The following is a 12,869-nucleotide window of genomic DNA, read 5'->3' as shown; positions in this document are numbered from 1 at the left end:
AAGATACTTATTGTCATGATGACATGCAAGTCATTTTGTAGCAGAATGCGGGAATCTCGAAAGATTCCGGTGCGCTCGAAGCACTGCTTGCCTCATGTAACGAGGCCGATAACCATCCCAGGACACGTCGTGCATCAGAACCACATCCCGCCGCCAGATCCACCACAGGCCATGCACCGGCTGGTTGCGTGCGAGCTTTGCGACGCACTCCATATGCGCGTGACACTGCAACCGGGCGAACGTGCCACCTGCCTGCGCTGCGGCGGTGGGCTCTATCGCGACAGTTCGCTTACCTATCGCCGCCTGCTGCCGCTCGTGGTGACTGCTCTGATGCTGTTTCTGATCTCGAACGCGTACCCGATCGTCGCTATGGACCTCAAGGGCTCGCGCATGGAGACCACGCTATGGGGTTCCGTACAGGCACTCTACGCGGACGACATGACGTTGGTGGCGATGCTCGTGTTCGCCACGACGATCCTGCTTCCGCTGGCCGAGTTACTCATGATGTGCTACCTGCTCGTGCCAATGGCGCAGCACCGCACGCCACCCGGGTTCGACTTCATCGTGCGCAGCATTCGCCAGACGCGGCCGTGGGGCATGATCGAAGTGTTCATGATCGGCGTGCTGGTCACGGTGGTGAAGCTGTCCACCATTGCGCAGGTGCTGCCTGGCGTCGCCCTCTGGTCGTTCGGTGCCCTTGTGGTCGTACTTGCCACCATCTTGTCCTTCGATCCGCGCGACCTGTGGCATTACCTCGTTGTCCATGATGCAGATGACGTGCCACCCTGCTCACCCGGTGCCACGTCATGACCACGCCTCAATCGCCCCACGCTACCGCCACTTCGCTCGGACTGCTGTCGTGCCACGCTTGCGACGGGCTCAGTCCGATGACGCTCGAGGCCGAACCGTGTCCGCGCTGCGGCGCCGTACTGCATCATCGCAAGCCGGCAAGCGTGGCGCGCGCCTGGGCCTTCCTGCTGGCCGCCTACCTCCTGTATATCCCGGCCAATCTGCTTCCGGTGATGGTGACGCAATCGATTTTCGGCACGCAGCGCGACACCATCATGTCCGGCGTGATCTATCTGTGGCTGTCCGGCTCGCACATGCTGGCCCTCGTGGTGCTGATCGCCAGCGTTGTCGTCCCGCTGCTCAAGATGATGATCCTGACATTGCTGCTGATATCGGTGCGCCGCAGATCGACCTGGCGCATCCGAGAACAGACCCGGCTCTACGCGCTGGTCGAGGTCGTCGGCCGGTGGTCCATGCTCGACATCTTCGTCGTAGCACTCCTGGCCGCGCTGGTGCAGGTCGGGGCGCTGGCCACAATTACGCCCGGGGGCGGGGCCCTGGCCTTTGCCTCGGTTGTCGTACTGACCATGCTCGCGTCACTGAGCTTTGATCCCCGTCTGCTGTGGGATGCGCTTGAGACGTCGCCTCCTCTCATCGAATTTCCGCACTCCGACCATGCCCGAACACACTAATCATCCCCCACATCAGGGTGTACCGCAGCCCGGGCGCACGCCTCGCGCGCGTTGGCTACCCTCGCTCGTCTGGCTGATCCCCATCGTTGCGGCGGTAGTCGGGCTTTCCTTGTTGATCAACACGCTAGCATCGCGCGGGCCCGAGATCACCATCACATTTCGCACCGCCGAAGGCCTGACGCCGGGCAAGACTCCCGTCCGCTACAAGGACGTCGATATCGGATTGGTCAAGACGGCACGGCTGGCAGCGGACCGTTCGCATGTGATCGCGACGATCGCGTTGACCAAGGATGCGGAGACCTTCGCCGTGGCCGACACACGCTTCTGGGTGGTACGGCCACGCTTTGCAACCAGCGGTGTGTCGGGGCTCGAGACGCTGCTATCGGGCGCATATATCGGCGTGGATGCCGGCAAGTCAGGCGAGACGACGCGCAGCTTCACCGGGCTCGAAGTCCCGCCGACTGTCACTGCCGACGCCTCTGGTAGGCAGTTCGTGCTGCGTGCGCAGGACCTGGGCTCGCTCGACATCGGCTCACCGGTCTACTATCGTCGCGTGCAGGTCGGCCATGTCGTAGCGTATCAACTCGAGCCGAACGGCCACGACATCACGCTGCGGGTCTTCGTCAACAAGCCCTATGACAAGCTCGTCTCCGCCGATACGCGCTTCTGGCATGCCAGCGGCGTCGACCTCAAGCTTGACGCGAACGGGCTGAAGTTGTCCACGCAGTCGCTGGTCACCGTGATGCTTGGCGGCCTGGCTTTCCAGGCGCCGGAACACTCGACTGCGCACGCCACGGCCGCCGAGAACACAGAGTTCCTGCTTGCGGCGGACCAATCGGAAGCCATGAAGGAGCCGGAGGAACTCGCCCCCGCGCTGGCGGTGCTCAACTTCGATCAGTCCGTGCGCGGCCTGTCTCCAGGTGCGCCAGTCGATTTCCGCGGTGTGACCGTCGGGCAAGTGCGCTCGATCGGTATCGAATACCAGCGTGACAAGAAGGCCTTCCGCATGCCCGTGGTGGTGGAACTCTATCCGTCTCGCATGGGGCTGCACGAGAAAGACGTGGCTGACGACGCGCGCAAGCTCGCCATCGTGCATAGCCTGATACAGCGCGGCATGCGTGCGCAGTTGCGCACCGGCAACCTGCTGACCGGCCAGCTCTATGTGGCACTCGATTTCTTTCCGAAGGCACCTCTGCCGGCTGATCTGGACCTGAACGGGTCGCTGCCTGAGTTCCCCACCACGCCGGGCACCTTCGACGAGCTGCAAGCCAAGCTTGGCGACATTGTGACCAAGATCGGCAAGGTGCCGTTCGACCAGATCGGGCAGGACGCGCGCACGGCGATGGTGTCTATGAACAAAATGCTCGTCAACGCTGACAAGCTCGTGGCACAGGTCAATGGCGATGTGGCACCAGAAGTGCTCGCCGCGCTGAAGGATGTGCGCCGCACGCTCGCCACGGCCAATGGCGCGCTGGCGCCCGACGCATCGCTGCAACAGGATACGCGTCGGATGATGCAGGAACTCACGCAAACGGCGGTCTCGCTGCGCACGCTGACCGATTATCTCGAGCGGCATCCCGAAGCGCTACTGCAAGGCAAGAGGGAAGAGAAATGATGAAACGTCTGACGATGCTTTTTACACTGGCCGCCGCGGCCACGAACATGATGAACGGCTGCGCGTCGCCCGAGGCGCGCTACTACACGCTGGCAGCCAGTCGCTCCAACGCCGCGCCGGCCGTGACAGGGCGAGCCAGCCGTAGCGGCGACCCGTTATGGATCGAGGTCACGCCGGTGCGCGTGCCCGAGCGGCTGAACCGCATTCAGCTGGTGGTGCGTGACGGCACCAGCGGGGGGGTGAAGCTGTTCGACACATCGCGCTGGACGTCCCCATTACCCGACGAGCTACGCGATGCGCTGTCGCAGCAACTGCAATCGACTCTTGACGCGGTGGATGTCTACCGGCACGGCCTGTCGGCGGCGCAGCCGGCCTTCCGGGTAACGACCGAGGTGGTAAGCCTCGACGCCAATGTCGGCAAGTGGGCAGCGGCGACCATCGCCTGGACCGTGCGGCGACTGCCGGACGGCAAGTTTCTGAGCGGCCGCACCGAAACAGAGGTGCCCGCGCCCGGGCAGGTGGAGGGCGTGGTGAATGCGTATCGGGAGATCCTGGCGGCAACCGCGGCCGATATAGCAGTGGGCGTGCAGTCGCTTAATCGCTAAATATGCATCATGCATCACCTTTAGCGATGTGGCGCGGCGACCAACCCGGCATATCGCACCGACTAGGTGTGCGCGACATAGCCAGATTTGCGAGGGGCATCGCCCGACCAAGGGCGTGGCCAGGCGTTCTAGCTCGCGTTTCAACTAGTTCAACAGACAAATCAATCCTACGGCCACCGCGCCACATCTCGACCCTTTCCGATTCCAGCCGAACAGGCGTGGACGCCTGCTCGCTAAGGGCCGGTCCCGTTCTTCTAGTGCATACTCCTATGATCTGAATGTTAGGCAATTATAATGACGGACGATCGAACGACGGGGATTGAGCGGCCGGAGCTGTCGGCTGAACGGGGCGTTGCGCAATATCAGCGGCTGGCTTCGGTGCTGAGGTACCGGATCGCAAAAGGCGAGTATCCGCTCGGCATGCTGCTGCCGCCGATCACGCAGCTCGCGGCTGACCTGGGCGTGGCCGTCGTTACCGTTCGGCAGTCGTATGAGCTGCTTTCCAAAGAAGGGCTGATTCGTAGCCAGCGAGGCATCGGGACCCACGTGGCGGCCCTGCCCGCCGCCACGGGCGACCTCGAACTGGCGATCAACGATCCGTTCGCCGCGCCTGAGGCGCTCGCCTTTGACGTACTCGAAGTCCGGCGCCACACCAGGGTGCCGCAGGAACTGCTCGGACCGGGCGAACAGTCGAACGGCGAATACGTCTGCGTCCGCAAGCTGCACACCTATTCCGGCGAGCCGTTCTGCTACGCGGAGATCTATGTGCTGACCCCGGTCTTCGAATCCTTGCCCCAGGACACCGCCAAGAACAAAAAACTACTCGCCGCGGTGCTCGATGAATTGGGCTCGCGGAGCAAACGTGTGCGACAACGCATGACCGTGATGCCGGCGGATTTTCCACTGTGCGACATGCTGAAGATCCCGTTCGCCTCACCCGTCGCGAAGATGTCACGGTGTCTTCTTGATAGCAAAGGCAGCGTGCTGTACGCAGGCGTCACTTGGTATCGGGGTGACCGCTACGTCTCAGAGATCGACATCCCCGCCTCCGCATTGAAAACGGTACCCGCCATCACCGAACCCCAACGGCGGGCAGCTAGCGAGCGCAAGCAAGGCTGAAGGCCCTCCTCGTTCAGCCTCTAGGGTAAACAAGAGGTAGAAAAAACTTTCCTCATCCTCTAAACTTCCAACATTAGAACGTTAGGATATATGCAGTGACATGTAGATCCAGCAGCGCGCTGGTTCTACGCCGTCGTGCGGTCCGAAGGCAAGCGGGCTCACGACTCCATGGGATGACACGCGGAGCCGTTGGCACCCAAGGCTGGCACCGACCACGTCGTGCGCTGTGTGGCCAACGAGTTCGGCCAATTCGGTATTCGCGCCAATTCGATCTCGCCGGGCATCACTCGCACGTCGATGCCGGGTGACGCCCTGAACATCCCCAAGATATTGCAGGCCTTCGAGGCCTGCTTTCCGCTCGGACGTATTGACACTGTGGACGACGTCGCCGAAGCGGCGCTGTAGCTGGCAAGCGACGCCTGCTTTCGTCCGACGGCCGCAGGCACCTCCAAGCGATACGACTTTCTGATTATCAAGATCAAGTGAAAGGAAAGGGCATGAGCAACTTCACATTAACATCGCCTGAATTCAAGGATCAGGATCCATTGCAACTGGTGCATGAGTTCGATGGCTACGACGGCACCGGCCAGAACCGTTCGCCCGCGCTGCAGTGGCAGGACGCGCCGGAAGGCACCAAGAGTTTCGCGCTGACGCTGTACGACCCGGACGCGCCCACCGGCAGTGGCTTCTGGCACTGGATCCTGTTCGACATCAATTCGTCCGTCACCCAGCTCGCCGCGGGCCCGGGCTCCAGCGACGGCACTGACCTGGGCGCCAGCGGCACCCAGGCCGCCAACGACTACGGCGCCATCGGCTACGGCGGTCCCTGCCCGCCCCAGGGCTTGCCCGCGCACCGCTACATCTTCACCGTGCACGCCCTGGGCGTGCCCAAGCTGGGGTTGCCGGCCAACCCGACCAACGCTGTGGTGCGCTTCTTCATCTACCAGAACACGCTCGCCACGGCTACCCTGACCGGCCTCTACAAACGCTAGATGTCGCGGCGTGCGTGGTCGACGGCAAAGGCAACATGCTGTACGCCGGCGTTACCCGCTATCGGGGTGACGGCCACATCTCAAAGATCGTCATCCCCGCGTCCGCATTGAAAACGGTACCCGCCATCACCGAACCCCGACGGCGGGCAGCTAGTGGGCTGCAAGCAAGGCTAAAGGCCCTGATTCAGTCCCTAGGGTAAACAAGGGGCAGAAAAAACCTTCCTCAGCGCCTAAACTTCCAACATTAGAACTTTAGGAGTATCCAATGACATGCAGGCCCGGCAGCGGTTAGCAGGCTTCACCTTTGCGCTGGACGCTTCTATTCCTCCGGCGCGTTGCCGGCGCCGCTCTGAGTTTGCCGCCGGTCCGGCATGACTCTTCTGTCTCATCAAAGGACGGTTTCCGTCCACTGTTTCACCTCCTCTAACAAACGGAGACAACCCATGAATGCAAGAATTCTCGCGCAGCCCACCACGTCTACCGGCGCCCTCCTGCCGCTGCCCGCCCTGCCGCAGGACAAGCTCCTGACCGTCAACATCGAGCAGATCCCGCTGATCAAGGATGTCTTTCCGGGCATCCACATCAAGCCGCTGCGCCTGGATCCGGAGCGCGGAGAGTGGGTCTTCATGGCCATCGTGGAACCCGGTTGTTCCCTGCCGATTCACTACCACACCGGTACGGCGCAGGTGTGGACAATCCAGGGCTGCTGGAAGTATCGCGAGTACCCCGACCAGCCGCAGACGGCGGGCTCCTACCTGTACGAGCCCGGCGGCTCGGTGCACACCTTCTACACCCCCGAGGACAACACCGAGGACACGATCACCATCGCCTGGATCGAAGGCGCGCAAGTGAGCTTCAACGAGGACGGCACGTTCCACTCGCTCAATGACGCGCTCTCGATCCAGTACGCGATCCACGCTCTCGCGGCGGCGCGCGGCATCGGACCGGTGCCCTACGTCCGCGGCAACGGCGCCGACGTTGTCAAGGAATAAAAGGCGACTTACACCATGGCAGGCCGCTCGTCGGCCTGCGCGGTGCCGTTCCTCTGACCAGTGTGTACGACACCGATCAGATCAATCAGTGACGATCCATCAATCCGCGAGATTGAGAGAGTGCAACATGAGAATGATCAAAGCCCAGAGGATGCCGATACTGCCGATGCTGATGTTGCTCGTGTTGCTGGCGACGCCGCTAGCCGCAAGAGCCTGGGAACGCGGCAAGGTTGAGACATTCGCCACTTTGCCCTCGGGGGAGGCGCATCCAGAGGGGATCGCCGTGGACCGCGAAGGCAACGTCTACGTCGTCACGGTGGCGGTGGAAAAACCCAGGACGAGCGAGGGTGCGCTTCTTGTGTTCGACCCGCAGGGCAAGCACCTGCGCACTGTCAGCATCAAGGGCTCGAGCCGATTGTTGCTTGACCTCGGCTTCCATCCTCGCACGGGCCAGTTGCTCGTCGTCGACTACAAGGGCGCGAAGGTCCTGAGCGTCGATCCCAGGACGGGGGCCTCGTCCGTGTTCATGACGGTCACCGGCAAGAACCCCGGCCTCGACGGATTGACGTTCGACCCCGCCGGAAACGTCTACGTGACCGACGCCCACCAGGGCATCATCTGGAAGGTCGGACCCGACGGCGGCGAAGCATCGGCATGGGTCACCAGCGCGCTGCTGAAACCCACGCGGATCCCACCGACCATCGGCGCCAATGGCTTGGCGTTCAACAACAAGAATACAGCCTTGTTCGTCGCCAATACGGCGAACGACATCGTTGTCAAGATACCGCTGACAGGCTCGACGCTTGAGCCGGGCACGCCTGAAGTCTTCGTCAACCGGGTCGGCGGCGGACCCGACGGTGTGAAGATCGATGAGCACGACAACCTCTGGATCGCGTGCAACCAGTCCAACGAGATTCTCGTGCTCGAGCCGACGCAGGGCCGGGTGATTGCCAAGCTCGGCGACTTCGGCGGTATCGATCGCGAGGGGGCACCCAAAGGCTTTCTCTGGTCGAACAGCCTCGTCTTCCATGGCGGCGACGTTCTTGTCACCAACCTCTCGCTCGATATCGAGACGTCCCTTCCGCTGCTCAGTGACGAGCTTGGCCTGGCGCATCTCGTGGGCAAGAATCTGCGCACCATCGATGGTCCCTGGGCGCAAAGGGTGAAGATCCACACAATCTCGAAAATCAAGAAGCGGATACCAGAACTCGACGGCGGGCCCCAGTAGACCATCGGCCAGATGTCTCCCCCGTCAGCCAGCGCGCGGCACTTGACCTACCTTCCGCCTATTCGATAGGTCGACTTATAGAACGATGTGCTCGGCTGCCGGTTCAACACCGGCCAGGCAGGGAACGGCGGCCTCGGGGCCAGCCGTCATACATTGACCCACCGAGATGAGATGGATATGAAGAAAGACGAGACAACGGGGCCGCTGGCCGGCGTGAAAGTGGTTGACATCACGTCAGTATTCATGGGGCCCTCTGCTACCCAGATGCTGGCCGACCTGGGCGCCGACGTGATCAAGGTCGAGTCTCCGACCGGAGATAGTACGCGCGGCATAGGTCCCTGCGGCGATGAAAAGCTGGGGCCGCTCTTCCTGGGCCTGAACCGCAACAAGCGCAGCATCGTACTTGACCTGAAGGCGCCCGAGGGGCGCGAGGCCCTGCTTTGCCTGGTACGGGATGCTGACGTGCTGGCCTACAACGTGCGCCCACAGGCCATGCAGCGGCTGGGGCTGGACTATGAAACGCTATCGGCCATCAATCCGCGCCTGGTCTATGTCGGCATGTTCGGCTTTTCGCAGCGCGGACGCTACGCGCCCCAGGCTGCCTTCGATGATCTGATCCAGGCCGCAACCGGCCTGCCGCAGGCCGTTTCGCTGGGCAGCGGCGACAGTCCTCGATATCTGCCAATCACCATCGCGGATCGCTCGGTGGGGCTCTATGCTTTCGGCGTGATCTGTGCCGCCCTGTATTCGCGGAGGAGCACCGGCAAGGGCCAGCGCGTTGATGTCCCCATGTTCGAGACCATGGTTCCCTATGTGATGGGAGACCACCTGTATGGCGAGACCTTCGTTCCGGCAAAGGGCGGCTTCGGCTATCCGCGCCTGCTCTCGCCCGAGCGGCGCCCATACAAGACGAGGGACGGACATGTCTGCTGCCTGATCTATCACGATCATCATTGGCGCGCCTTCCTCCAGGTCATTGGCAAGCCGGAGTTGTACGACACCGATCCGCGCTTCGCCAACATGAACACCCGCACCGCCAACATCACCGAATTGTATGCGATGGTCAGCGACGAAATGGCCAAGCGCACCACCGAGGAATGGCGCACCCTGCTAAAGGAGGCCGATGTTCCGGTCTTCCCGATGCACACGTTCGAGTCACTGCTGGACGATCCCCATTTGCGGGATATCGGTTTCTTCAGCGAATCGGACCACCCAGCCGTCGGGCGTATCCGGGAGATGGCGGTGCCCAGCGAATGGCATGGCACCCCACCGACAAGCCGCCGCCATGCACCCGGCCTGGGTGAGCACAGCCGTGAGGTACTGCGTGAGGCCGGCTACGACGAGGCCTCCATCGATACGCTGTTCGCGTCAGGCATCTCCAGGGATGGGTCAAAAGCGCAACGAACCGAAGGAGAAGCTCCCCATGAATGATGAACTGCTGTGCGAGGTCCGGGACGCAGCACTCTACCTGACCATCAACCGGCCGGAGCGCCGCAATGCCATCACGCCGGGGGTGCTGCAGGGACTTCGCGAGGGCATCCTGCGCGCCGATCGCGATGCCGACATCCGCGCTGTGGTCATTACGGGAACGGGCGAACAGGCATTCTGTGCCGGCGCCGATCTGCAGACCGGTAAATCGTTCACGTTCGATTACGCGGATCCCTACCAAGGGATGGCCGACCTGTTCCGCTGCGCCAGGCAGTCAACAGTGCCGCTGATCGCGCGGGTCAACGGGGCCTGCATGGCGGGTGGCATGGGACTGATGGCGATGTGCGACCTGGCGGTCGCGAGCGAAGGCGCCTTCTTCGGCCTGCCGGAGGTCAATGTGGGCCTGTTTCCGGCGCAGGTCCTGAGCGTGCTGCAGCATCTGCTGCCACGTCGCAGGCTCACCGAACTCTGTCTGTGCGGCGAGCCGATTTCGGCGAGGGAAGCGCTGGCCGCCGGACTGGTCAACTACGTCAGCGACGATCTCGACGCGGAGATGGACCGTTTGCTGGCCCGCATGCTGAACAAATCGCCCGCCGCCATCCGTCGCGGGCTGTACACGCTCAAGCATATGGAAACCATGTCGTTCGAGCAATCCATGGCGTTCACGGAAAGCCAGATAGGGCTGTTTGCACTGACCGAAGACGCGCGCGAAGGCCAGTTGGCATTCCGCGAGAAGCGCCAGCCGATGTGGACTGGCAGATAGGGAGATAAGCATGAACACGAAAAGGGTACGCATTGGCGGTGCTTCGGGCTTCTGGGGCGACAGCAGCGTCGGCGCGCCACAGCTTGTGCGGCACGGCGATATCGATTACCTGGTGTTTGACTATCTGGCCGAACTGACCATGTCGATTCTGGCCGCTGCCCGATTGCGCAAGCCGGAACTGGGTTACGCCACCGACTTCGTGACGGTGACAATGAAGGCCCTGATCGGAGAGATAGCCGCACGCGGGATCCGCGTGGTCAGCAACGCCGGCGGCATGAACCCGCACGGGTGTGCGCAGGCCATTGCCGCTCTGGCGGCGGAACAGGGCCTGACGCTGCGCATTGCCGTGGTGGAAGGCGATGACGTGATGCCCCTGCTCCCACAGCTGCGCGAAGCCGGTGTGCAAGACATGCAGCAAGGCCGCCCCTTGCCAGAGCACGTGGTCAGCGCCAATGCCTATCTGGGCGCGTTGCCGATCAGGCAGGCGCTGGACCAGGGGGCCCAGATCGTCATCACCGGACGCTGCGTGGACAGTGCCGTGACACTCGGGGTGCTGATGCACGAGTTCGGCTGGCGTGCGGACGACTATGATTGCCTGGCCCAAGGCAGTCTGGCCGGCCACATCATCGAGTGTGGGTGCCAGGCAACGGGCGGCTTGCATACCGACTGGGAAAGCGTCCCGGACTGGCACGACATCGGCTACCCGGTGGTCGAGTGCCATGCCGACGGCACCTTCGTTGTCGGCAAGCCCCCCGCCACCGGGGGACTGGTCAATACCGCCACGGTCGGCGAGCAGGTGCTGTACGAGATCGGCGACCCGGCCACCTACCTGCTGCCAGACGTCACCTGCGATTTCACGCAGGTAACCCTTCGGCAGGCCGCACCGGACCAGGTGGAAGTAAGCGGCGCACGCGGGCGGGCCCCGAGCAATGCCTACAAGGTCTGTGCCACTTATGTCGACGGCTTTCGCTGCAACGCGCAGCTTTCCATCGTCGGCGTCGACGCGGTCGCCAAGGCGGAACGCACGGCTGAGGCGATCCTTGCCCGCACGCGCAAGCTTTTCGGGGAGAACGGGTGGGGGGACTACAGTCGCACCCGGATCGAGGTGCTGGGAGCAGAGTCCTGCTTTGGGCCACATGCTGCCGTCCGGCACACCCGCGAGGCGGTGATGCGGCTGGCGGTCATGCATCCCGAGAAGGCGGCGCTGGAACTGTTCGCGCGGGAAATTGCAGCGGCGGGGACCAGTTGGGCGCCGGGCACCACGGGCTCGACGGGTGGGCGTTCCAGTCCCTCGCCATCGATCCGCCAGTATGCATTCCTGCTCGACAAGAGCGCCCTGATCCCGGCGGTGGTGATGGACGGCGCACGCAGCGGCGTCACCGTTCCTTCGGGCAGCCCGGCGGCATCGGTCGCGCCCGCGGCACCTGCAGTCGCTGAACAAACGGGCGCCGGCCCTGCGGAACACGATACCGTCGAAGTTCCGCTGATACGGCTCGCCTATGGCCGTAGCGGCGACAAGGGGGATACCTCGAACATCGGGCTGATCGCCCGCCGGCCGGCGTACCTGCCCGTGCTCCGGGCCGAAGTGACGGTGGCGCGCGTGGCGGACTGGCTTGGGTACCTGGTGAAGGGGCCGGTGACATGCTACGACCTGCCCGGCTTCGACGCCATGAACTTTGTCTGCGAGTCGGCGCTGGATGGCGGCGGCATGGCCTCGCTGCGGAATGATCCGCTCGGCAAGGGCATGGCGCAGATCCTGCTCACCATGCCGGTAAGCGTGCCGCGGGGGCTGTTGTCATGACGAGGAATGCGCCCAACGCAGCTGCCAACGAGAGTATCATCCTCGCCGACGACGGCACTGGCGGCGTGACGCGATATCGCCAGCTGGCCAGCGTCATCCGACACAAGATCGTTTCGGGGGAGTACCCGGTGGGCATGCAGCTGCCAACCGTGGACAGCCTAGCGCAAACCCACGGGATCGCCAAGGTCACCGTGCGCCAGGCCTTTGCCGCGCTGACGGAAGAGGGACTGGTCAGCAGCCAGCGCGGTCGTGGCACGCACGTCATCAAGCAGCCACCAGAACCCGGACAAGGGCTGCGCTCCGCCATCAATGACGAATCGGCCCATGGCAGCGAGTTGGAAATCCGCATCCTGGAAATGCGCGAGGGCGTGGCCTTGCGGCCGGGCCTGGTCCGGCGTGGCACGCCGCTGGACAGCTATGTAATGGTGCGCAAAATGCATATACATGGCGGGACGCCATTCTGCCTGATCGAGATGTATGTAGCCTCGTCGGTCTTTGCCCGCTTTCCCCGCGGTGCCGAAAAGCACCACAAGCTTGGTCATCTGCTGCGCCAGGTCGAAGGTGACCGCCTTGGCATGATGCAGCAGACCATGACGGTTGAGCCGGCCGACTATATCCTGGCACGCGATCTCGCCTATGGCTTCGGGGCGCCAATCGCCAGGATCATCCGATCGACGCTGGACGTCGACGGCAATGTGCTCCTGGCAGGGCAGTTCTGGTATCGCGGCGACCGTTTCATCCTGGATGTGGAGATGCCAGCCAAGCTGACCGAGCACTACCCGGCGCTGGCCATCCCTGACAGCCGCCGCTGAGCGCAACAGACCTTCACCATTCGAACAAGGAGA

General features: G+C 63.1%; 13 protein-coding genes. All 13 read left to right on the top strand.

All coding sequences use genetic code 11. The features are described 5' to 3' along the window. Positions 1-171 precede the first annotated feature (171 nt). A complete protein-coding gene (locus AC1DS6_RS34020; protein ID WP_477104107.1) occupies positions 172-810 on the top strand; it encodes a paraquat-inducible protein A in 639 nt (212 codons plus the stop codon). Further along, entirely contained in the window at positions 807-1,481 is a 675-nt protein-coding gene (locus tag AC1DS6_RS34015; protein ID WP_477104092.1) for a paraquat-inducible protein A, read from the top strand. The genes AC1DS6_RS34020 and AC1DS6_RS34015 overlap by 4 nt, the downstream gene beginning before the upstream one ends. Continuing rightward, on the top strand, positions 1,465-3,096 hold the full coding sequence (locus AC1DS6_RS34010; RefSeq protein WP_477104091.1) for a PqiB family protein: 1,632 nt from the start codon (positions 1,465-1,467) through the stop codon (positions 3,094-3,096). The genes AC1DS6_RS34015 and AC1DS6_RS34010 overlap by 17 nt, the downstream gene beginning before the upstream one ends. Continuing rightward, a complete protein-coding gene (locus AC1DS6_RS34005) occupies positions 3,093-3,701 on the top strand; it encodes a PqiC family protein (RefSeq protein WP_441630849.1) in 609 nt (202 codons plus the stop codon). Before AC1DS6_RS34010 ends, AC1DS6_RS34005 begins: the two co-directional genes overlap by 4 nt. 294 nt (positions 3,702-3,995) lie before the next feature. Then, a complete protein-coding gene (locus AC1DS6_RS34000; RefSeq protein ID WP_441630847.1) occupies positions 3,996-4,820 on the top strand; it encodes a GntR family transcriptional regulator in 825 nt (274 codons plus the stop codon). Positions 4,821-5,009: 189 nt separating this feature from the next. Beyond that, complete coding sequence (locus AC1DS6_RS33995; protein WP_477104090.1) at positions 5,010-5,225, top strand: SDR family oxidoreductase; 216 nt, start codon at positions 5,010-5,012, stop codon at positions 5,223-5,225. Positions 5,226-5,317: 92 nt separating this feature from the next. After that, complete coding sequence (locus AC1DS6_RS33990; protein WP_477104089.1) at positions 5,318-5,812, top strand: YbhB/YbcL family Raf kinase inhibitor-like protein; 495 nt, start codon at positions 5,318-5,320, stop codon at positions 5,810-5,812. A 443-nt stretch (positions 5,813-6,255) separates the two neighbouring features. Then, on the top strand, positions 6,256-6,804 hold the full coding sequence (locus AC1DS6_RS33985; protein WP_045238266.1) for a 2,4'-dihydroxyacetophenone dioxygenase family protein: 549 nt from the start codon (positions 6,256-6,258) through the stop codon (positions 6,802-6,804). Between the two features lie 133 nt (positions 6,805-6,937). After that, the gene (locus AC1DS6_RS33980; protein WP_477104088.1) at positions 6,938-8,032 is read left to right on the top strand and encodes an SMP-30/gluconolactonase/LRE family protein; all 1,095 of its coding nucleotides are present in this window, start codon (positions 6,938-6,940) and stop codon (positions 8,030-8,032) included. Positions 8,033-8,209: 177 nt separating this feature from the next. Then, positions 8,210-9,463, top strand: coding sequence for a CaiB/BaiF CoA transferase family protein (locus AC1DS6_RS33975; RefSeq protein WP_441630887.1), 1,254 nt, complete (start codon positions 8,210-8,212; stop codon positions 9,461-9,463). After that, entirely contained in the window at positions 9,456-10,223 is a 768-nt protein-coding gene (locus AC1DS6_RS33970; protein ID WP_441630838.1) for an enoyl-CoA hydratase/isomerase family protein, read from the top strand. Before AC1DS6_RS33975 ends, AC1DS6_RS33970 begins: the two co-directional genes overlap by 8 nt. Before the next feature lie 10 nt (positions 10,224-10,233). Beyond that, positions 10,234-12,024, top strand: a complete 1,791-nt coding sequence (locus tag AC1DS6_RS33965) for an acyclic terpene utilization AtuA family protein (protein ID WP_441630836.1) — start codon at positions 10,234-10,236, stop codon at positions 12,022-12,024. After that, positions 12,021-12,836, top strand: coding sequence for a GntR family transcriptional regulator (locus AC1DS6_RS33960; protein WP_441630834.1), 816 nt, complete (start codon positions 12,021-12,023; stop codon positions 12,834-12,836). Before AC1DS6_RS33965 ends, AC1DS6_RS33960 begins: the two co-directional genes overlap by 4 nt. Positions 12,837-12,869 lie beyond the last annotated feature (33 nt).

It is taken from the genome of Cupriavidus sp. 05L310 (assembly GCF_056398185.1).
Note: the sequence above shows the minus strand (reverse complement) of the source record. Positions and strands in the feature narration are given on the sequence as shown.

What these genes read in the sequence shown, in the direction of transcription:
- AC1DS6_RS33965 (WP_441630836.1), top strand. Translation starts at nt 10,234, where the DNA reads ATGAACACGAAAAGGGTACGCATTGGCGGTGCTTCGGGCTTCTGGGGC.
- AC1DS6_RS33975 (WP_441630887.1), top strand. Translation starts at nt 8,210, where the DNA reads ATGAAGAAAGACGAGACAACGGGGCCGCTGGCCGGCGTGAAAGTGGTT.
- AC1DS6_RS34015 (WP_477104092.1), top strand. Translation starts at nt 807, where the DNA reads ATGACCACGCCTCAATCGCCCCACGCTACCGCCACTTCGCTCGGACTG.
- AC1DS6_RS34005 (WP_441630849.1), top strand. Translation starts at nt 3,093, where the DNA reads ATGATGAAACGTCTGACGATGCTTTTTACACTGGCCGCCGCGGCCACG.
- AC1DS6_RS33970 (WP_441630838.1), top strand. Translation starts at nt 9,456, where the DNA reads ATGAATGATGAACTGCTGTGCGAGGTCCGGGACGCAGCACTCTACCTG.
- AC1DS6_RS33960 (WP_441630834.1), top strand. Translation starts at nt 12,021, where the DNA reads ATGACGAGGAATGCGCCCAACGCAGCTGCCAACGAGAGTATCATCCTC.
- AC1DS6_RS33980 (WP_477104088.1), top strand. Translation starts at nt 6,938, where the DNA reads ATGATCAAAGCCCAGAGGATGCCGATACTGCCGATGCTGATGTTGCTC.
- AC1DS6_RS34010 (WP_477104091.1), top strand. Translation starts at nt 1,465, where the DNA reads ATGCCCGAACACACTAATCATCCCCCACATCAGGGTGTACCGCAGCCC.
- AC1DS6_RS33985 (WP_045238266.1), top strand. Translation starts at nt 6,256, where the DNA reads ATGAATGCAAGAATTCTCGCGCAGCCCACCACGTCTACCGGCGCCCTC.
- AC1DS6_RS34020 (WP_477104107.1), top strand. Translation starts at nt 172, where the DNA reads ATGCACCGGCTGGTTGCGTGCGAGCTTTGCGACGCACTCCATATGCGC.
- AC1DS6_RS33990 (WP_477104089.1), top strand. Translation starts at nt 5,318, where the DNA reads ATGAGCAACTTCACATTAACATCGCCTGAATTCAAGGATCAGGATCCA.
- AC1DS6_RS34000 (WP_441630847.1), top strand. Translation starts at nt 3,996, where the DNA reads ATGACGGACGATCGAACGACGGGGATTGAGCGGCCGGAGCTGTCGGCT.